Source organism: Acinetobacter sp. ACNIH2 (assembly GCF_002934965.1).
Classification (GTDB): Bacteria; Pseudomonadota; Gammaproteobacteria; order Pseudomonadales; family Moraxellaceae; genus Acinetobacter; species Acinetobacter tandoii.
Map to the genome: position 1 here is coordinate 86,654 of NZ_CP026416.1, position 19,854 is coordinate 106,507.

General features: G+C 37.7%; 15 protein-coding genes and 5 pseudogenes. 10 read left to right on the forward strand and 10 right to left on the reverse strand.

All coding sequences use genetic code 11. The annotated features are described in order from the left end of the window. The first annotated feature begins 123 nt into the window (after positions 1–123). A complete protein-coding gene (locus C3F34_RS19420; protein WP_104442441.1) occupies positions 124–1,251 on the forward strand; it encodes an alkene reductase in 1,128 nt (375 codons plus the stop codon). Between the two features lie 83 nt (positions 1,252–1,334). Here C3F34_RS19420 and C3F34_RS19425 read toward each other — a convergent pair whose 3' ends face one another. Both C3F34_RS19425 and C3F34_RS19430 read right to left on the reverse strand, forming a co-directional pair. Further along, positions 1,335–1,565 (reverse strand): hypothetical protein, encoded by a 231-nt coding sequence (locus C3F34_RS19425; RefSeq protein ID WP_001087973.1) that lies wholly within the window; start codon positions 1,563–1,565, stop codon positions 1,335–1,337. A 106-nt stretch (positions 1,566–1,671) separates the two neighbouring features. Further along, complete coding sequence (locus C3F34_RS19430) at positions 1,672–2,280, reverse strand: TetR/AcrR family transcriptional regulator (RefSeq protein ID WP_104442442.1); 609 nt, start codon at positions 2,278–2,280, stop codon at positions 1,672–1,674. Between the two features lie 143 nt (positions 2,281–2,423). Here C3F34_RS19430 and C3F34_RS19435 point away from each other — a divergent pair, with 143 nt between their 5' ends. From C3F34_RS19435 to C3F34_RS19450, 4 genes and pseudogenes are all read left to right on the forward strand, one after another. Then, a complete protein-coding gene (locus tag C3F34_RS19435) occupies positions 2,424–3,443 on the forward strand; it encodes an NADP-dependent oxidoreductase (RefSeq protein WP_104442443.1) in 1,020 nt (339 codons plus the stop codon). 16 nt (positions 3,444–3,459) lie between these two features. Then, positions 3,460–4,098: a glutathione S-transferase family protein gene (locus C3F34_RS19440; RefSeq protein WP_104442444.1), complete on the forward strand. Its 639-nt coding sequence runs from the start codon at positions 3,460–3,462 to the stop codon at positions 4,096–4,098. Positions 4,099–4,334: 236 nt separating this feature from the next. Further along, positions 4,335–5,267 (forward strand): IS5 family transposase, encoded by a 933-nt coding sequence (locus C3F34_RS19445; RefSeq protein WP_104442445.1) that lies wholly within the window; start codon positions 4,335–4,337, stop codon positions 5,265–5,267. Between the two features lie 94 nt (positions 5,268–5,361). Then, a pseudogene (locus tag C3F34_RS19450) lies at positions 5,362–6,312 on the forward strand (tyrosine-type recombinase/integrase); the annotation flags it as partial. A gap of 15 nt (positions 6,313–6,327) precedes the next feature. Here C3F34_RS19450 and C3F34_RS19455 read toward each other — a convergent pair. Continuing rightward, positions 6,328–6,606: a helix-turn-helix domain-containing protein gene (locus tag C3F34_RS19455; protein ID WP_004871362.1), complete on the reverse strand. Its 279-nt coding sequence runs from the start codon at positions 6,604–6,606 to the stop codon at positions 6,328–6,330. Further along, positions 6,599–7,903, reverse strand: coding sequence for a type II toxin-antitoxin system HipA family toxin (locus C3F34_RS19460; protein WP_104442446.1), 1,305 nt, complete (start codon positions 7,901–7,903; stop codon positions 6,599–6,601). The genes C3F34_RS19455 and C3F34_RS19460 overlap by 8 nt, the downstream gene beginning before the upstream one ends. Before the next feature lie 204 nt (positions 7,904–8,107). Here C3F34_RS19460 and C3F34_RS19465 point away from each other — a divergent pair. Both C3F34_RS19465 and C3F34_RS19470 read left to right on the forward strand, forming a co-directional pair. After that, positions 8,108–9,039 (forward strand): annotated as a pseudogene (locus C3F34_RS19465) (IS5-like element ISAha3 family transposase). Positions 9,040–9,411: 372 nt separating this feature from the next. Next, the gene (locus C3F34_RS19470) at positions 9,412–10,644 is read left to right on the forward strand and encodes an ATP-binding protein (protein ID WP_087528525.1); all 1,233 of its coding nucleotides are present in this window, start codon (positions 9,412–9,414) and stop codon (positions 10,642–10,644) included. Between the two features lie 271 nt (positions 10,645–10,915). On the opposite strand, the gene C3F34_RS19475 is transcribed toward C3F34_RS19470, so the two are convergent. Both C3F34_RS19475 and C3F34_RS19480 read right to left on the reverse strand, forming a co-directional pair. Then, the gene (locus C3F34_RS19475) at positions 10,916–11,233 is read right to left on the reverse strand and encodes a DUF4236 domain-containing protein (protein ID WP_104442447.1); all 318 of its coding nucleotides are present in this window, start codon (positions 11,231–11,233) and stop codon (positions 10,916–10,918) included. A 3-nt stretch (positions 11,234–11,236) separates the two neighbouring features. After that, positions 11,237–12,327, reverse strand: a protein-coding gene (locus C3F34_RS19480) for an IS4-like element ISAba33 family transposase (protein ID WP_104442458.1) whose coding sequence is annotated in 2 segments (ribosomal slippage) — positions 11,237–11,787 and positions 11,787–12,327 — 1,092 coding nt in all. Because the reading frame shifts where the segments join, the coding sequence is not laid out codon by codon here. Positions 12,328–12,566: 239 nt separating this feature from the next. Between C3F34_RS19480 and C3F34_RS19485 the strand changes: the two genes are divergently transcribed. Next, positions 12,567–13,976, forward strand: coding sequence for a TIGR00341 family protein (locus tag C3F34_RS19485; RefSeq protein ID WP_104442448.1), 1,410 nt, complete (start codon positions 12,567–12,569; stop codon positions 13,974–13,976). A 32-nt stretch (positions 13,977–14,008) separates the two neighbouring features. Here C3F34_RS19485 and C3F34_RS19490 read toward each other — a convergent pair. Further along, positions 14,009–14,845, reverse strand: a pseudogene (locus tag C3F34_RS19490) (BCCT family transporter); the annotation flags it as partial. 275 nt (positions 14,846–15,120) lie between these two features. On the opposite strand from C3F34_RS19490, the pseudogene C3F34_RS19495 reads away from it, so the two are divergent. Next, positions 15,121–15,685, forward strand: a pseudogene (locus C3F34_RS19495) (recombinase family protein). Positions 15,686–16,017: 332 nt separating this feature from the next. After that, complete coding sequence (locus tag C3F34_RS19500; RefSeq protein WP_004812234.1) at positions 16,018–16,245, forward strand: hypothetical protein; 228 nt, start codon at positions 16,018–16,020, stop codon at positions 16,243–16,245. Between the two features lie 66 nt (positions 16,246–16,311). Here the strand turns inward: C3F34_RS19500 and C3F34_RS19505 are convergent, their stop codons facing one another. The 3 genes and pseudogenes from C3F34_RS19505 to C3F34_RS19515 form a co-directional block, all read right to left on the reverse strand. Continuing rightward, a complete protein-coding gene (locus C3F34_RS19505; RefSeq protein WP_001067783.1) occupies positions 16,312–17,016 on the reverse strand; it encodes an IS6-like element IS1008 family transposase in 705 nt (234 codons plus the stop codon). 280 nt (positions 17,017–17,296) lie between these two features. Further along, positions 17,297–18,754: a DASS family sodium-coupled anion symporter gene (locus C3F34_RS19510; RefSeq protein WP_004695721.1), complete on the reverse strand. Its 1,458-nt coding sequence runs from the start codon at positions 18,752–18,754 to the stop codon at positions 17,297–17,299. Between the two features lie 83 nt (positions 18,755–18,837). Further along, positions 18,838–19,769: pseudogene (locus tag C3F34_RS19515) on the reverse strand (IS5-like element ISAha3 family transposase). Between the last annotated feature and the right edge of the window lie 85 nt (positions 19,770–19,854).

A 19,854-nucleotide genomic window follows, 5' to 3' on the forward strand; every position in this document is an offset into this window, starting at 1 on the left:
TAACCCTCATTTAATGGTGAAGGGCCTGAGTTAATAGCTTTCCTTCCTTTATTTTTTCTATATACAGGAAGGAAGGGTATTTAATGTAGATCAATTAAGTCATGATGACTTGGATACAGTGAAATGAAAGCCAGCAAACTTTTTCAAAACTTAAACTTAGGCCCTTATGTTTTGCAAAACCGTATTGTATTGCCACCATTAACGCGGTCGCGCAGTACTCAGCCAGGGAATATTCCAAATGAATTAATGGCAACCTATTATCAACAGCGTGCTGGGGCAGGATTTATGGTCACCGAAGGTACGCAAATCGAGCCACGTGGTCAAGGCTATGCTTGGACTCCCGGTATTTACAGCCCTGAACAGATTGCTGGATGGCGTAAAGTGACGGAAGCAGTGCATGCTAAAGGAGGCATTATTTTTGCACAACTTTGGCATGTTGGGCGTGTTTCACATACATCTTTGCAACCCAATCATGCATCACCAGTCGCACCTTCGGCTATCGGGGCTGATAGTAATGTTAAAGTCTTTATTGAGACCGGGCCCAATGCGGGGGCCTTGGCTGATCCTTCTATGCCACGTGCTTTAAGCAATGCAGAAGTTAAAGAATTAGTGCAACTCTATGCTCAAGCAGCGCGTAATGCCTTGGCTGCTGGTTTTGATGGAGTTGAAATTCATTGTGCAAATGGTTATTTGGTGAATCAATTTATCTCTGCACATAGTAACCACCGTGAAGATGAATATGGTGGATCACTAAACAATCGTTTGCGTTTTTTACGTGAAGTAGTAGAGGCAGTTGCTGAGGTAGTTGGTGCAGATCGTTTAGGAGTGCGTTTTGCCCCCTTATTTGAAAGTACAGAGGAAGATCGTGTCTACATGGGTTTAGTTGAAGATGATCCACATGTGACTTATATTGAGGCCATAAAGATACTTGAAGAAGTTGGGATTGCCTATTTATCGATTGCAGAAGCTGATTGGGATAATGCACCAGAACTTCCTCATGATTTTCGTAGAGATGTCAGAGACACTTTCAGTGGTCGGATTATATATGCAGGTCGATATACGGCAGAAAGAGGGACTCGAATTTTAGAGGCAGGACTGGCCGATTTAATTGCATTTGGACGCCCATTTATTGCGAATCCAGATTTACCCGATCGCATCGCCAATGTCTGGCCATTGAATGCAGTAGATGCAAGCAGTATGTATGGTGGGACGGAAAAAGGCTATATTGATTATCCAGCTTACGCAGATTAATATCGACTAAGTAAGTTATTTTGCCAACCTTTGTGGTTGGCAAAATAAGGACTTAGGATTGCTGTTGCCAGCATAAATTCTTCTTAAAACAAATTCTTAAAATTTTTTAGCTGTGTAATGAGCCAACCTGCCAGTGGGAAAGAAATCAGTTGCGTTACTGGCACTAATACTATGACTTCAATCAACACCATCATCGGGAAACTTTGATGCTGTGTAATTGGCTTTAATAAAGTGAGAACCAGTAATAGTGTGGGATATAAGCCTAAATAACCAACTAAAATACGAGTCATGAGGGCTTTAGAAGGAGAATTCATTGTGCGCTATACTCATGGATTGTAAATTGATCTAATAGCAACACAATAATAGGTAATCATTGGACTGCTATCATGAATTATTAATTATGTAGTTGATATTTAATTTTTATGAATCTTCACTTTTTAATAGAAATTTAGTTGCTCTCAGAGCTTGATGTAATGGTGTTTTATCTTTTTGCAACTTACTCAGTAATGCTGCACCTAACCACATTTGGTAAAGTACTTGTGCCAAAGTAGAGGCCTCGGTATCTGCTTGGATAGACTGATCCTGTTTTCCCAAATCAATTAAACCAGCAATACGTTGGATTACATCATCAACGCCAGCGGACATAATCGAGCGCATATCTTCAGATAGATCGGCAACTTCTGCGGCAAGTTTCACAATTAAACAGCTATCCGCCCAACCACACTGTGTTTCAGGATCTGCTATCCATAAATTAAAATACTCAATCAGCTTTTGATAAGGGGATTTATCACAACGCCATACATCATTTAAACGGACTTGGTAATTGTCTACATAATGCTGTACCAATTCACATCCGAAAGCTTCCTTAGATTGGAAATAATGATAAAACGAGCCTTTAGGGATTTCACAGCTCTGTAAAATTTCCTGTAATCCTACGCCAGTAAAACCTTTATGCAAAATCAGGTCTGAACTGGTGTTAAGAATGTGTATGCGCTTCGCTTCAGACTTTTTAATAGGAGTAGGCTTCATATTAATTATTTACTCTATTGCAAAAAATAGACCAGTCGTATTGTTTTTTATTATAACTCATCTACAATGGATGTAAAGAAATTTTAATCACAGTTTTTGATTGTGAAGAAAAATACTTTTAAATAAAACATGGAGTTATATGTGTGAAAACAGTTATTAATCAACGCATCGTTTTAGCTAAACGGCCAGTGGGTGAGCCAAAACACAGCGATTTTCGTATTGAACAAGTTGAACTCAATGAACTTAAACAAGGCGAGATATTGTTAAAAACCATTTACTTGTCACTCGATCCTTATATGCGTGGTCGCATGAGTGATGCTCCTTCATATGCAGCACCGGTTGAAATTGGCGAAGTGATGGTCGGTGGAACAGTCAGTCAAGTGGTGGCCTCTAAAAACCCAAAATTCAAAGAAGGCGAGTGGGTTCTTTCCGGAAATGGCTGGCAGGGCTACGCAATTTCTAATGGGACTGCATGTCAAAGCTTAGGTATGCAACCTGAACATCCATCTTGGGCATTGGGTATTTTGGGAATGCCAGGATTTACTGCTTATATGGGGTTGTTGGACATTGGTCAGCCTAAAGCTGGTGAAACTTTGGTCGTTGCAGCTGCAACAGGACCTGTTGGTGCTACGGTTGGACAGATTGGTAAAATTAAAGGTTGTCGCGTGGTTGGCATCGCAGGTGGGCCTGAAAAATGTCGCTATGCAGTAGAAGAACTCGGCTTCGATGCTTGTATCAATCATCATGATGAAAATTTTGCAGAACAATTACAACAAGCAGCTCCCAACGGTATTGATATTTATTATGAGAATGTCGGGGGTAAAGTGTTTGATGCGGTATGGCCATTGCTTAACTCTGCGGCACGTGTACCGGTGTGTGGTGTGGTTTCCCAGTATAACGCTACCGAGCAAGCACAAGGGCCAGACCGTTTACCGGGCTTTATTTCCACCCTTTTAAAAAAGCGTATTCGCATGCAAGGCTTTATTATTTTTGATGATTATGGCAGTCAGTATCCGGAATTCTATCAGCAAATGTCTGAATGGTTGAAAGACGGAAAAATCAAATATAAAGAGCATATGGTGCAAGGTTTAGATAACACGATCAATGCTTTCAATGGTATGTTGAAAGGCGAAAACTTTGGCAAAGTGGTTGTAAAAATTTAAAAAAATAGGAATTATCATGATCACACTACATCATTTAGATCAATCACGTTCTTTTCGCATTTTGTGGTTACTTGAAGAAATCAAGCAGCCCTATGAGCTGAAACGCTATTATCGTGACTCAAGCACGCATTTGGCCCCTGACTCTTTAAAAACCATTCACCCTTTAGGGAAATCTCCAGTATTGGAATGGGATGGCAAAGTTATTGCAGAGTCAGGCGCAATCGTTGAGTTATTAATTCAGAAACTTGCGCCGCATTTAGCACCAGATATGGATGAATCTACCTATGTCGATTATCTACAGTGGATTCATTTCTCAGAAAGCTCTGCCATGCTGCCATTTTTGTTGAAAACGTTTAATGCGATAGAAACTAAGCAGGGTACGAAGTTGGTATTTCTAGAAAATTATACTCAAGTTGAGTTCGATAAAGTATTTGGCTATTTAAATGAATATTTAAAAGATAAAGAATTTCTAGTGGCAGACCGTTTAACCGGTGCTGACTTTATGATGGGCTTTGGACTACATGCTTTAGTTTATCATATGGGACAAGGTGAAAATTATCCCCATATCCAACGTTATGTAGCAGGTTTAAGCCAACTACCTAGCTGGCAAGCCGCAGTACAAATTGAACAAAATGGTGTGAAAAGTCAAAAATAGCAAGATTGTTTTTTAAAGGCAATGGAGAATAAGAATCATAATTGACAAGTACATCTGGTTATAAAATAAGCTGACACTTATTTAAAGTAAACGCCTGATGAATTTCATCGGGCGTTCTTTATTTTAAAGATGAGGAATTACCATTATTTAAGACAAGTTTCGCCTATTCTTTCACTGCAAATGGCTTTGTTGTACAAACCTATCTGTAAAGGCTTTTTCAGCGATATAATTTTCAAATGAAGAAGCCTACACACAAAATCTATCGCACAACCAATTGGCCCGCATATAACCGAGCACTCATGAGTCGCGGAAATATTGCCATTTGGTTTGATCCTGCTACGCAATGGTATGCTCCATTAAAAGGCAAACAAGGGCGAAATCAAACCTACTCCGACGCAGCTATCCAATGCTGCTTAATGATTAAATCCTTATTCCGTCTATCTTTACGTATGGTCACTGGCTTTGTGCAAAGTCTGATTAAACTTTGTGGATTAAATTGGACCGCACCAAATTACAGTACGCTTTGCAGAAGACAAAAGCATATTGATATTGCAATCAGCTACCAAAAAGGTAGCGATGGGCTGCATCTACTCATAGACTCTACAGGCATGAAGTTTCTAGGTGAGGGCGAATGGAAACGCAAGAAACATGGACCTGAATATCGTCGCCAATGGCGTAAACTTCATATTGGTATAGATGCTGAAACCCTTCAAATACGCGCTATTCAACTCACTACAAATAATGTGAGTGATTCACAAGTGCTTGGTGATTTACTCGATCAGATTCCACAAGATGAGCAGATTGACTCTGTTTATACCGATGGAGCTTATGACACCAAGCAATGCCGTCAGGTCATTGCAGATCGGCAAGCGCATGCGGTGATTCCACCTAGAAAAAATGCGAAACCATGGAAAGATACAAAGATCAGCTCGCTAGCGCGAAATGAATTACTTCGAACAGTTAAACGTTTAGGCAGGACATTATGGAAAAAATGGTCCGGCTATCATTGCCGAAGTTTGGTCGAAACTAAGATGCATTGCATCAAATTATTGGGGGATAAACTCAGTGCAAGAAAATTTGATAGCCAAGTCAATGAAATTCATGCACGTGTAGCAGTCCTCAACAGATTTACGGAATTAGGTCGACCACTTACCCAAGTTACGCCTTAAATTTGGCTCAATTAGGGGGCTTTGTATTTCAAATCTTTGTGCAACAAAGCCTAAGGCAACTAAATTTTCTACACAAAATTTAGTTCAGGAGAAAATTCAAACTTTTAAAGTTGTTTGTGAAGAATGGTTAGAGTTTAAAACAAATAATTCATTTAAAGATCAACCACGTGGTGGTGTAATCCAATTGGCGAATGCATGTTTAATAAATGACATTTATCCCGTTATTGGTGATATAGATTTTAGCAAAATTAAAAGAACTGATTTAGTTAAGGTAATTAAGCAGATTGAAAATAGGGGAGTTAAGGAACCTGTAAAAAAAGCGTATAGCTATTTAAATCAAATCTATGATTTTGCAGTTGCAATGGGATACTGTGATTATAATCAAGCTTATGGTCTCAATAAAATATTATTGAAAGGGAAATTAAAGAAAAATTATCCCTATTTAAAAGATGAAGAAATTTCTAATTTTATTCTTAGAATAACTCAACTAAATACAGATCCGATTATAAAAAAAGCAATCCTATTTAAATTATATACTGGAGTCAGGGGGGCAGAGTTATTGTCTGCAGAACCTCATCATTTTGATTTTGACAACAAAATTTGGAAAATACCTGCTTTACATATCAAGCAATATCGTCGAAAAGTGATAGCAGGTTATGATATTCCAGATTTTTTAGTCCCGTTATCATCGCAAGCGGTGAGCATTGTTAGATCTGCACTAGAGTGGTCACAAGGCGATCGTTATGTTTTTGCCAGCCCAAAAATTAAAGATAAGCCATTGCATTTTAACACAATAAATTCAGCCATTCGTAAGATGGGATACAAAACAAATGAGCTATCCTCACACGGTTTAAGATCAACATTCAGTACTATTTTAAATGATTCTGGCTTATTTCAAGATAGTTGGATTGAGGCTCAGCTTTCACATGTAGATAAGAATAAAACACGTGCTAGTTATAACCATGCAGATTATATTCAACAAAGAGCTGATATGATGCAGTGGTGGGGTGACTATTTAGAAAATAAATCAAAATCTAGTTTATAGGTAATTTAAATTAAACTATTTTGATTTAATAATAAATTTTAAACCAAATGCATTTAACAACTTATTTATAGAATCTAATGTTGGATTACTATCAGGTTGCTCCATTTTCTGTAAAGTCTGTGGTGCTATTTTAGTAATTTTACTCATTTCATTTAATGTTAAATGTAGTTCTTTTCTAATGTATGATGCAATCTGGTAAATTTGCCACTCAGGATTGTTATTTATATTTTCTAAGACTTGTAAGCGTTTATTCATTTGCTCGATTGCCGTCATAGGCTTATAACGTTTATCCATTAGAAAGCTCCTGAATCTGTTGGCATATATTTAATATACGATGATGACTATTTTGTAGAATCTCATCATCTATATTTATTTTTTTCATTTCATCGAGCAAATTTTCATACAGTGGCAATTGTTGAATCATTGTATGTTTAATTTCAGTTGAATCTATTCCTGTACATTCTTCTATTTGCGTTATGACAGATCCCCATATAGGCATTCCTCCATGGTCATCTTTTTCCCAACGTGTAGTACGTGCAATTCCGTCAGGATGAAGCCACATTGGTGCAAAATCGAAGAGGGGTGTTAATTGAATTGTGCCGTCATTTAAACGTTGAATTGCGGTATTACGGGTATGATTATCTTTATTTCCTAATGCAACATTAGCGATATCTCGTTTCAAATATTCAAAAATTTCAGCTCTTGGTGATGAGCAACATTCCATGATCAATGTACAAATTTGATTATGTGTCATTTTAACGCCGAAGCCAGCTTTACCACTTAAAGAGGCTAGGCTTTCTTGTGCAACTCTTTCGACTTTACCATTGATAATTTGGCGATCAAAACGTGGAATAAATAGCGTTCTCTGGTGAAGTTCCAAGTCGTTGAACACTCTTAGACCTAAATACCGAGCTATTTTCATGTAAATTGCTTCATGTAACAGTATTTTTTCCAGTTTTTGATCATCTCCACGACTAAATTTAACTAGCCAATGCTTTGCTGCTAGTTCATCTGGAAGACTGTGATCTAAATAAAACAGACCATCATATCCTTGTGTTAGTAATAGTTTAGGCCATTCACCTTGAACACCTGAAGAACCAGCAACAAATAAGCCATATGATGCAAGTGACTCAATGAAATCTTCTTTCCTTTCAATTATTTCGCTTAGGCTAAATCCACGAGGTTTCACTGTCGGAAAATGATCTTGAAGCCAGTCATAAGCTTCTTTAATTCGTAGATTACCAATAGGATTACCTGCCCCAGATTTCAGTAGGGGCCAATCAGCTTGTTCTTCTACATTAATTGAAAAACCCAGCTGATTTAAAAGCTCCTTTCGCCCATAACCTTGAGGTAGCAAGTCCATGAGAAATGCTGGCCATTGGTTTTCTAAGTTGTTTTGTACATTGACTGGAAATTGGAATGATAGAGCATGACCATCCCTTAAATCCATATGTTCAATAGCATATTCAAATAAGTATGACGTTCGTGTAGATGCTCTCCAGCCCTGCTCTTGATTAGCAATTAATTCAACGATAGCGCAATCTTGCCATTCGTTATTTTGAAAAATTTGAAGTGTGCAATATTGATTCATATATGTATTAAAATAAAATATTAGTTTCTATTTTGGCTATATTTATTTATTATAGTAGATATATATTAAATTTCCTACTCTGATTTAGAATCATTTAATTTGCACTATAAGCAATCATTTTAAACGTCATAACTTGTCGTATTGCTAAATGGCTTTGTTGCACAAAGCTATTCTTGAAGGCTTCTTCAGTAATATAATTTCCAGATGAAGAAGCCTACACCTAAAATCTATCGTACAACCAATTGGTCCTCGCATAACCAAGCTTTAATCAAGCGAGGAAATATTTCAATCTGGTTTGATCCTAAGACGCAATGGTATGCACAACCACAAGGCAAGCAAGGACGAAATCAAACTTATTCCGATACAGCGATTCAATGCTGTTTAATGATCAAATCTCTATTCCGTCTTTCTTTACGTATGGTTACTGGCTTTGTTCAAAGCCTGATTAAACTCTGTGGCTTGAATTGGACAGCACCAGATTACTCCACCCTTTGTAGACGACAAAAGCATATTGATATTGCGATAAGCTATCAGAAAAGTCATGATGGGTACACCTACTTGTCGACTCTACGGGTTTAAAGTTTTTAGGTGAAGGCGAATGGAAGCGTAAAAAACATCAGCCTGAATACCGTCGGCAATGGCGTAAACTGCATATTGGTATAGATGCTGAAACACTGCAAATACGTGCCGTTCAGCTTACTACAAATAATGTCAGTGATTCACAAGTACTAGGTGATTTACTGGATCAAATTCCACTAGATGAGCGAATAGATTCTGTCTATACCGATGGCGCGTACGACACGAAGTGCTGCAGAAAAGTGATTTCAGATCGTCAAGCACATGCAGTAATTCCACCCAGAAAGAATGCCAAGCCCTGGAAAGATTCTAAAATAAGTTCAATAGAACGAAATGAGTTACTTCAAACGGTTAAACATTTAGGCAGAACCCTATGGAAAAAATGGTCGGGTTATCACCGTCGTAGTTTGGTGGAAACCAAGATGCATTGCATCAAATTATTAGGTGATAGGCTGACGGCAAGACATTTTCAAAGTCAGGTCAATGAAATTCATGCGCGTGTGGCAGTTCTGAATAGATTTACGGAATTAGGTAGACCTCGCACCCAAGTTGTGTCTTAAATTTGAATGGATTGGGGAGAACTCAGCTTTTGAATGTTTATGCAACAAAGCCCATTTCATAAGCAATTAGGATTAAGGCTGAGACCATCAGCACAACAAAAATGAGTTCCACTCTAGTTAACATATTAATTCCTTTTACTTTTCACTTAATTTATATAGCAGTTAAGTCGCAGCATCAATGACATAACATGACATGGAAAATAATCAAAAAGACAGAATTTGGATTTTCATCAAATCTGCTGTTTGCATACTTCAACAGTAGTTTTGAATGTTTCACTTAACCTTTAAACTTTTTCTAAAATTAAATATATTTACATATACGTTCTAAAATTTGATAGAATTTATTAAAACTTTAGATTCTAAGTGTAAATAATGAGAAGCGCTAATATTCGACGTGATGGCTACTTAAAATTTCTGAATACATGGCAAGACCGTGATGTCATTAAAGTACTTTCAGGTGTGCGTCGCTCTGGAAAATCCACCTTATTGGCGATGTTTCAACAAGACCTAAAAGCACAGGGTGTACAAGCCGAAAACATCATTGCTATCAATTTCGAATTTATGGAATTTGAAGAACTCACAGATTACCGTAAACTACATGATTATGTACTGTCTAAAGTTGATAAAAGTAAAAAAAACTATGTTTTTTTAGATGAAATACAACATGTTACCAATTTTGAGAAAGTGGTCGACTCTTTATATGTTCGGGATTATATCGATTTATATATTACAGGCTCAAACGCATTCTTTCTAAGTGGAGAACTTGCGACTTTACTTACAGGACGCTATATCGAGCAACATGTTCTACCTTTGTCATTCCAAGAATTTAAACAGTGGCATATTGAAAATAATCCGATCATCCAACAATTATCCAATCGTGATTTGTATGCCATGTATACGCGCAGTAGTTTCCCTTATACGCTTGCCATGACTAGCCAGCAAGAAACTTATGATTACTTGCAAGCGGTCTATGCCAGTGTAATGTTTAAAGATGTTATTCCCCGTTTGAATACTGCCGATATTAACTCTCTCGAGCGTGTCGCAAGATATTTGGCAAGCGTGACAGGCTCACCTATTTCCATCAATAAAATTAAAAATACCTTTGTTTCAAGTGGGGTTAAAATTTCATTTGAAACAGTAAAACGCTATATTCAGGGCTTACAGGACAGTTTGTTATTTTATAGTGCTGCACAATTTAAAGTACGCGGGCGTGAGTTATTACAATCCTCTGAAAAATACTATTTAGTTGATGTCGGATTGCGCCGGATTATGTTGCCTGATGCTAATGCTGATCAAGGTCATATCTTAGAAAATGTAATTTATCTTGAGCTTATCAGACGAGGTTATACGGTCTATGTAGGGCGGGTTGATGAATATGAAATTGATTTTGTTGCTGTCGATACTTTACAGAATTTAACTTATTATCAAGTGGCATTAGAAACGCTCAATGAGGAGACACTCAGCCGAGAGTTACGTCCATTACAGAAAATTTCTGATTCGTATCCCAAATATTTACTTACCTTAGACACGATAGGGGCTGAAGCAAATTATAATGGTATTGTAAAAATGAGTGCTCTCGATTGGTTGCTATCTGAAAATAAGTAAAGTTGAGGGTAGACATGAATACTCTTATTTATTGATTAAAGCTCAAAGACTTTTCAGCATCATCCAAGAATGTATTCAAGCATAATTTCTGCTCCAATTGTGATGGATCGATTTACCTCGATTCGATTGAGTCAGACCCTCATGATTGAGCCAGAGTCGCTTACTGAAAGTAGCGAGAATTGCGCTGGAGTTTCTGAAGGATATTAATTCCTTAGTTTGCCCATTCATCCATGTGGGCATTTTTTTTGATCAAAATACAATGCTGTTCTTGCTAAAAAATGACGGCACCCACCATAAAACACAATATTCCAAAAATGATCCAAGGCCAGATCTTTGTCTTCGGTTGTTCTAAACTCTGAGGATTATATTCCGTGTGTTCTAGCGATGTCGGTTGTGGAACACGGGTCTTTTTAGAGTAAGGTTGGTGTTTAGAGTAAGATAGTCCCGTACCTGGAATGCCGACACTGGTTCGCGTACCTTTTTTCCCAATATTTAGAGAAGTACCAGGTTTGCCAATGCTGGCACTGCTGATGCCTTTATGGGTCAGATTAATTTTAAAACCCGGGAATAATTTCTCTGTACACGACAAATTTCATAGGATCCTTGTCCTATCAGGCTTTTTCTTTCTTAAAATTGCTAGCACTTTCTTAAATTCTTCTTTTTTTCCAAAACCAATCAAACGTAGAATAGCCATTTGAACATAGTCCAAACCGTAGCGAAATAAACTTACTGAAAGTCGTCCATGCTTCTTTATTTTTATCGCTTTTTTCCGATCATGTTGCCATTCACCTGTTAAATAGCACCAACAGAAACCGATAGCTAGCACTGCTATCAATTTCTTGACTCGTCTAGGGTCTGTTAAACGAGTATTTTCAAGATTGAATCCACGTCCTTTGAGACAACTAAATAAGGTTTCGATTTCCCAGCGTAATGCATAATCACGAATAGCAGAAGCATTAAACATAGGAGAAACAACAAGTAAAAGTTCTCCATCTTCTAATCGTAGCGCACTAATATACAGTTTCACTCGACCAACCCAAATACGTCGTTTACGACATTCAGTTTGACCAACTTGAAGATGACGAAATAAATCACTAATTTTATGATTCTTGGCTAAGTAATTGGTCACAATAAAGTTTTTTTAACACGTATACAGAAGTTAATGTCATTTTCAATTAACCATGTAAACCATTTCTCACCGATAAATTCTCTGTCTGCAAACACATTCACAATACGATCTTTACCAAAAATGGAGATAAAGCGTTGAATCAAAGCAATACGCTCTTTTGTATCTGAATTTCCACGTTTATTGAGCAATGTCCAAACAATAGGTATCGCTATTCCACGATAGACGATGGCTAACATCAAGATATTAATATCTCGTTTTCCCCATTTCCAATTAGTTCTATCCAAAGTTAATTGGACTTTATCGAATGAAAATATATTGAAAATTAACTGAGAAATTTGACGATAATCGAAATACTGATCTGCAAAGAAGCGTTGTATACGTCGATAAAATGATTGTGGTAAGCACTTGATGGGTAAGGCTTTAGATGCAGAAGAAAGATTACATGTCTGTTTTACAATTAATGCAAGCATAATCAGTGTAAAACATTTTGCATGTGACTTGTTCCACTTTAGATATTTGTTTAAGATGAGATGTAACTCATTGAAATGTGTCATCATATTCGTCGTCAGAAAACAAGTATTATGCCATTATTTCAATGAGTTATCTTTTTTTGTCGTGTACAAAGATGTTTATTAATTAATCAATTGCAGGAGATATTAAGACTTTTTTGTAATTTTAAGTAAAGTTAGTTTTCTGGAATGTTTCATTTTCTCACTCTAAGGTAATCACGAGGACCAAAAATCGACTGAGATTAAAGGTCTTTCCACAGATGGATAAAAAGTAGGATGTTAAATTGACCAACACCTCTAATAAACACAACTCCTCCTTTAATTATACAAGTAGATTAAGACGTGCACGCCATCGCTTTAGTCTGCTGGCAGATAAGGCAGAAGATGATGAAATCGAGCGTCGTATTCGTGATGGGATTGAGCTATCAGGAGCCATTCCCTGGATTTTAATATTCGCTATTTTTATTGCATCAGTCGGATTAAATATCAATTCAACAGCCGTGGTTATTGGCGCAATGCTAATTTCTCCACTTATGGGACCGATCATGGGGGTGGGGCTGGGTGTAGCAGTTTATGACTTTAAACTGGTAAAACGGGCACTCTTCAACCTAGGTATTGCAACACTGATCAGCTTGGTCGTATCCACTCTATATTTCTCGATATCACCCCTCGATAATGCACAATCTGAACTTTTATCACGAACTAGCCCAACCATTTGGGATGTGCTCATCGCATTATTTGGTGGATTGGCAGGAATCATTGGGATCACTCGAGAAGAAAAATCAAATGTTATTCCAGGGGTGGCGATTGCTACAGCATTGATGCCACCTGTCTGTACTGCTGGATTTGGTATTGCAACTGGACAGTGGAGCTTTGTTGGTGGTGCACTGTATTTATATACCATCAATTGTGTGTTCATCAGTTTGGCAACTATTATCGGTATCCGGATTTTAAGGTTAAAGCCACATAGTTTTGCTGACGAAAAAGTAGAAAGATGTGTAAAAATATCTTTGCTGATGATCGCAATGGTGACCGCAATTCCAAGTGCCTATCTGGCGACTAAATTAGTTAATGAAGAAGTTTTTAAATCAACTGCCAACAAATTCATTACACAAGAATTTACCTTTAAAGAAACACAAGTCGCCAGTTCAAAAATTGATAGCAAGACACGGACCATTGAGTTGGCTTTAGTCGGTTTGCCCTTAAGTCAGGCGACGTTGCAGAATATTGAAGGGAGACTTGCTGTTGCAAATCTCGAAGGAACTAAAATTATTGTGCATCAAACCAATGATGATAAGGTTGATGTGACTGCCTTAAAATCTGGGGTATTGAGTGATTTGTATCTGAATGGACAAGAAGCCCTGCGCCAAAAGGATGAACAGGTAAAACAATTACAGCAAGAATTAAGGGTGAAAAATGCTTTATTTGCCAATGCAAATGATGTTTTTGTAGAGCTACGTGCACAGCATCCCACTGTAAGCTCTATTTTTCTAGGACAAGGCATTGATTTACCGACTGATCCCAATCAAAAGCAAATACTGCAACTTAGTGTGAGAACATCTGAACCACTATCGAGTGAAGATCAAATTCGCATTGAAAATTGGTTCAAGGTTAGAATGAAGACGGATGCTGTACTATTAAATTTTTTGGTAAATCAAGATATTGTTAATCAAAAAGATAGCAGTTCAAACTAATACTTGTTAATTTGAACTGCTATGTAGATTGTTTAATTACGGACTACATTTAAAAAATACAAGTGGCGTTCGTATTGATCAATAATGTCCTGGAGTAAATCTTCTTGTGTCCATTCCATGACATTGTAGTTTTTCCCCCCTTCTTTTAGAAAAACTTCCGCTTTGTAATATTTCAGAGAGAGGCTACTTTCGTCATCGAGCATAAAACTCGGAGCTCGTGTTTCAGTAGCCACGACTTGATAGATGAAGTTGATTTCATTTTGATGATCTACTTTCAGTAATAGCCCCCCATCAACCTCACGGATTGAAACATCCAGATTCCGGCGCTGAAATTCATGTTTTATGTTCTGAAAAGCCTGATGAACATTCTGATGAATATAGGCTGTTACTTCGGCTTTAGAATGTGGGTAATGCATAATTAAACCTAGACGCTGTTGCCAGCTTCTTGGGTTTTGTATAGCTCGTGGTGTGATCCTAGCACTTTGTAGGGCCTGTACTTTTAAGACATCTAAACGTAGTGCCTTGATTAACCCCCAGCACAATAACAGCATAATGAAAGTAAAAGGCAAGGCACTCATGATCACTGCAGATTGCAAGGCACTTAAACCACCAACGATCAGCAAGATAATAGAAAGAACAGCAATCACAGCTGTCCAGAACAAACGTTGCCAAACAGGGGAGTGCTCCGTTTTAGCCGTAAGGTAATCTGTGATCAAGGCTCCTGAATCAGCCGAAGTAACAAAAAACAGGAAGATCAGGAGGGTAGCAACCAGACTGGATACACTAGAGAGAGGTAAAGTCTTTAAAAATTCGAATAAGGCAACAGAAGAATCTTTTTCTACAGCCAATACTAGACTGGAATGATTTTGAACCGTACCGGGTTTGTCGGAGACTTTTTTATTTAAGTTAGGCCACCTGACCTAACGGGTTAATCTTATCATTGAACCGTACTGGGTTTATCGGAGAGAAGTTTTTAATATCTAAATTTATGTAACTATAGAGTATACCCTAAAGTTACAATCTGAAAGTTCATGAAATTATGTATCATTTAAATGATTTTTAATCATAAATAACATGTAACTTTAGTATTAAAGATTTATAATTTACGAAATTGTTCATTTTTATCCAATTGGGGCGTGAAAAATTGAAAGGCCAAAAAGTAGGGTATATCCGGGTAAGTTCTGTCGAGCAAAACACTGGACGTCAACTTGAGGGAATTGAAGTCGACCGGATTTTTGTTGACCGTGCTTCAGGTAAAAATACTGACCGACCTAAATTTCAGGAAATGTTGAACTATGTCCGGGAAGGGGACAGGGTGATTGTACATTCCATGGATCGTTTTGCGCGAAGCCTGAAAGATTTGGTCACTGAAGTAGATAAACTGGTCAAACGAGGGATTGCCATCCAGTTTGTAAAAGAAAATATTACTTTTACGGCCGAATCCACCCCGATGGATAATTTGATGCTGCAATTGATGGGTGCTTTTGCACAGTTCGAACGTGAGATAATTTTAGAGCGGCAAAAAAGGAATAAAACTCGCCTCTGCTCAGGGGAAGTACAAAGGTCGGGTGCATAAACTAAAGCCTGACCAAGCTGAAGCTTTACGACAAGCATGGAGGGAAGGGAAGTATCCATCAAAAATGGCATTAGGAAAAGCTTTTGGGATTAGTCGTCAGGCGGTATACCGATATTTACAAGTTAGTGAATAGCTTATTGGGATTGGCAACTAAATTTAGTTTAACTTATAAAAATCATGAAACATTGTTCGAATTTTAAGCGTGGAACATAAATAATCAATAAAAAGCCGCTCTGGTACCCTATGCCCCACAACGGCTTGATCTAATATACTGAAATTTAATGATAAATATCAAGTATTTCATATAAGGTGTATTATGTTATTTTTAGAAAAACTTAACTTAAATAGATAAATCTAATATATTATCTTTCTCACAATTTCATAAATATCAATTATCTAATAAGCTTTAAATCCTCTTGCTAAGTCTGTATGCTGTTTTATCAGAAAGATACTATAGAGGGTAATATGCATAGTTTTTCTGTAAAAGAATTGGATCAGTTGATTGAAAATGATCTAAAGGAAAAGAAAAAATCTAGTAAGTTATTGATTGGATATAAACTATTTAATGATCTAATGAATGACCCTAAATTTTATGCAGAAGTGACAGATTCAGCCCTGAGTGCCACAAAACGAAAATATAAGAACCTCAAGATCAAGATTACGACGGATAAATATCAACTTCATTTTGAATAAAACATAAAAAAGAGGGCACTGTTGCAAATAGAGATTTGAGTCGATGATGTTCCCTTTAAAAAGTGCTTAGAGACCGAAAACCCTGTTGATTAGACACACTTCACCCTGAGGCTGACCATAATAAAATGACGATGCTTGTCCTTTACGTAGTGCACGCATGACTTCAATACCTTTAATTGTGGCATAAGCAGTCTTCATAGATTTGAATCCTAATGTGGCCCTGATGATTCGCTTTAACTTACCATGATCACATTCAATGACATTATTTTTATACTTAATCTGCCTGTGCTCAATATCTACTGGACATTTTCCTTCTCGCTTTAATCGTGATAAAGCATGGCCATAGGTCGCTGCTTTATCTGTATTGATGACCCGTGGAATTTGCCATTTTTTCACCGTATTGAATATCTTTCCTAGAAAACTATAGGCTGATTTACTGTTCCGTCTAGCGGAAAGGTAAAAGTCAATCGTATGACCCCGTTGATCAACTGCACGATACAGGTAAGTCCATCGCCCCTTCACTTTGATATAAGTCTCATCCATATGCCATGAATGTAAATCTGTAGGATTACGCCAATACCAGCGTAACCGTTTTTCCATTTCTGGAGCATAACGCTGAACCCAACGATAAATTGTACTGTGATCCACATTTATGCCTCGTTCAGCGAGCATTTCTTGAAGTTCACGATAGCTGATGCCATATTTACAATACCAACGAACAGCCCAAAGAATGATTTCACCTTGAAAGTGCCGACCGTGGAAGGGATTCATCTGCTGTATCTCGAAATAAATAAGATATTTAGCTTATCATGTCAGCCTATTTGCAACAGTGCCTCATGACTACTATGTCTGTGAAACAACAACAGATAAGCAAGCGCATAATTGGGTCTATGACATCGAGTCTAATTAATCAAATATATTTTTATTCAGTGAGTAAAATTATAACGAAGTTTCTGTAATGGACAGATATTAAAAAGCCCCCTTATTCAGGGGGCAGGTTGTATAGATATAACTATACTTATAAAATTTTAATTTTGTTATAGATATTAAATTACCAATAGCCCAGCATCTTCCACCAAAGTCCGCCCAATACAATAAAAATAGCTATATTGATAATGCTCATAGCAAAACCAGCTTTCCACCATTCACCAAGCGTTGTATAACCTGAACCATAAATAATAGGGGATGTACCTGTCGCATAATGAGTCAGCGTCATCATAATGCTTGATGCTGCTGCCATAATCAGTGCAAAGAACATTGGAGGAGCACCTAGTGCGATACCTGCAATGTAGAATGCTGAAAACATAGCGGTAATATGTGCAGTAGTACTGGCAAAAATATAGTGAGCGTACATATAAGCAAATAGTAAAAGCATGGAAGCAGGAACCCACGTTAAGCCAAGCTGTCCAATGCTAGTTTGTAAAACACCAGAAAACCAAGCGATTAAGCCGAGCTTATTTAAAAAGGTCGCCATCATGACCAATGCAGCAAACCAAGTTACTGTATCCCATGCACTCTTTTGAGTTAAGACATCATCCCAAGTTAAAACTCCTGTAAGCAGAAGGAGTGATAAACCAATAAACGCGGTTGTAGTTGGGTCTAAAGTCCACATATCACCCAACAACATGGCAGGAATACCTGCCCAGAGTAATAATAAAATTCCAAATACAGCCAACATAATCATTTCATGTAAGGTAATGGGACCCATTTCTTGTAAACGGTCTTTGGCAAATTGTGCAGCATTTGGTGTTTTTTTAATTTCAGGTGGGTACATAAAGTAAAGCGCAATCGGCATAAATGCTAATGCAACAACACCTGGTAAAACCATTGCTAATGCCCATGTGGTCCAACTCAAATGGATTTGACTATTGGTCGCTTTCGCAATGAGTTCAACGACTAAAGGGTTGGGTGCAGTAGCCGTAATAAACATGGCAGAAGTAATAGGATTTGAATGGTAATTGACCAAAGCAAGATATTTACCAATTTTACCTTCAGTGCCTTTTTCTGGATCTGAGTCAAAACTCGTTGCAATCGAGCGCACGATAGGGTGAATAATTCCGCCTCCACGTGCTGTATTACTTGGGGTAACAGGTGCAAGAATGAGTTCAGATAATGCAAGGCTATAGCCAATACCAATGGTTCTTTTACCCCAAACTGCAATAAAGTAATAACCTAGTCGTGCACCTAGCCCTGTTTTTTGTAACCCTTTTGAAATCATGATGGATATACCAATCAACCAAATAAGAGGGTTAGCAAAGCCACTTAAAGCATCTTTGATGGCATCGCTAGGGTTATCTGCTGTTACTCGGGTAATCGCGACCAGTGCTATCGCGATAATCGAAATTGCACCAATAGGCATTGCTTTACCAATAATGGCTGAAATAACACCAATAAACATCGCAAATAGAAGCCAAGCATTTGCAGAAACATCTTGCGGAATTGGAATGAGAAACCAAATAATAAGGGTAAGTGATACTGAAATTATGGTTGGTATGAGTTTGAATCCCATTGAATCGTACTCCAAAAATATAGTTATTATGGGCTTTGTTGCATAAACATTCAAAAGCTGAGTTCTCCCCAATCCATTCAAATTTAAGACACAACTTGGGTGCGAGGTCTACCTAATTCCGTAAATCTATTCAGAACTGCCACACGCGCATGAATTTCATTGACCTGACTTTGAAAATGTCTTGCCGTCAGCCTATCACCTAATAATTTGATGCAATGCATCTTGGTTTCCACCAAACTACGACGGTGATAACCCGACCATTTTTTCCATAGGGTTCTGCCTAAATGTTTAACCGTTTGAAGTAACTCATTTCGTTCTATTGAACTTATTTTAGAATCTTTCCAGGGCTTGGCATTCTTTCTGGGTGGAATTACTGCATGTGCTTGACGATCTGAAATCACTTTTCTGCAGCACTTCGTGTCGTACGCGCCATCGGTATAGACAGAATCTATTCGCTCATCTAGTGGAATTTGATCCAGTAAATCACCTAGTACTTGTGAATCACTGACATTATTTGTAGTAAGCTGAACGGCACGTATTTGCAGTGTTTCAGCATCTATACCAATATGCAGTTTACGCCATTGCCGACGGTATTCAGGCTGATGTTTTTTACGCTTCCATTCGCCTTCACCTAAAAACTTTAAACCCGTAGAGTCGACAAGTAGGTGTACCCATCATGACTTTTCTGATAGCTTATCGCAATATCAATATGCTTTTGTCGTCTACAAAGGGTGGAGTAATCTGGTGCTGTCCAATTCAAGCCACAGAGTTTAATCAGGCTTTGAACAAAGCCAGTAACCATACGTAAAGAAAGACGGAATAGAGATTTGATCATTAAACAGCATTGAATCGCTGTATCGGAATAAGTTTGATTTCGTCCTTGCTTGCCTTGTGGTTGTGCATACCATTGCGTCTTAGGATCAAACCAGATTGAAATATTTCCTCGCTTGATTAAAGCTTGGTTATGCGAGGACCAATTGGTTGTACGATAGATTTTAGGTGTAGGCTTCTTCATCTGGAAATTATATTACTGAAGAAGCCTTCAAGAATAGCTTTGTGCAACAAAGCCTTGCTCAGCTACAAAAGATAAATGCAGTAAT

Coding starts and splice junctions, on each gene's coding strand:
- C3F34_RS19440 (WP_104442444.1), top strand. CDS start 3,460: ATGATCACACTACATCATTTAGATCAATCACGTTCTTTTCGCATTTTG.
- C3F34_RS19460 (WP_104442446.1), bottom strand. CDS start 7,903: ATGAATCAATATTGCACACTTCAAATTTTTCAAAATAACGAATGGCAA.
- C3F34_RS19500 (WP_004812234.1), top strand. CDS start 16,018: ATGCATAGTTTTTCTGTAAAAGAATTGGATCAGTTGATTGAAAATGAT.
- C3F34_RS19420 (WP_104442441.1), top strand. CDS start 124: ATGAAAGCCAGCAAACTTTTTCAAAACTTAAACTTAGGCCCTTATGTT.
- C3F34_RS19470 (WP_087528525.1), top strand. CDS start 9,412: ATGAGAAGCGCTAATATTCGACGTGATGGCTACTTAAAATTTCTGAAT.
- C3F34_RS19510 (WP_004695721.1), bottom strand. CDS start 18,754: ATGGGATTCAAACTCATACCAACCATAATTTCAGTATCACTTACCCTT.
- C3F34_RS19505 (WP_001067783.1), bottom strand. CDS start 17,016: ATGAATCCCTTCCACGGTCGGCACTTTCAAGGTGAAATCATTCTTTGG.
- C3F34_RS19455 (WP_004871362.1), bottom strand. CDS start 6,606: ATGGATAAACGTTATAAGCCTATGACGGCAATCGAGCAAATGAATAAA.
- C3F34_RS19445 (WP_104442445.1), top strand. CDS start 4,335: ATGAAGAAGCCTACACACAAAATCTATCGCACAACCAATTGGCCCGCA.
- C3F34_RS19425 (WP_001087973.1), bottom strand. CDS start 1,565: ATGAATTCTCCTTCTAAAGCCCTCATGACTCGTATTTTAGTTGGTTAT.
- C3F34_RS19430 (WP_104442442.1), bottom strand. CDS start 2,280: ATGAAGCCTACTCCTATTAAAAAGTCTGAAGCGAAGCGCATACACATT.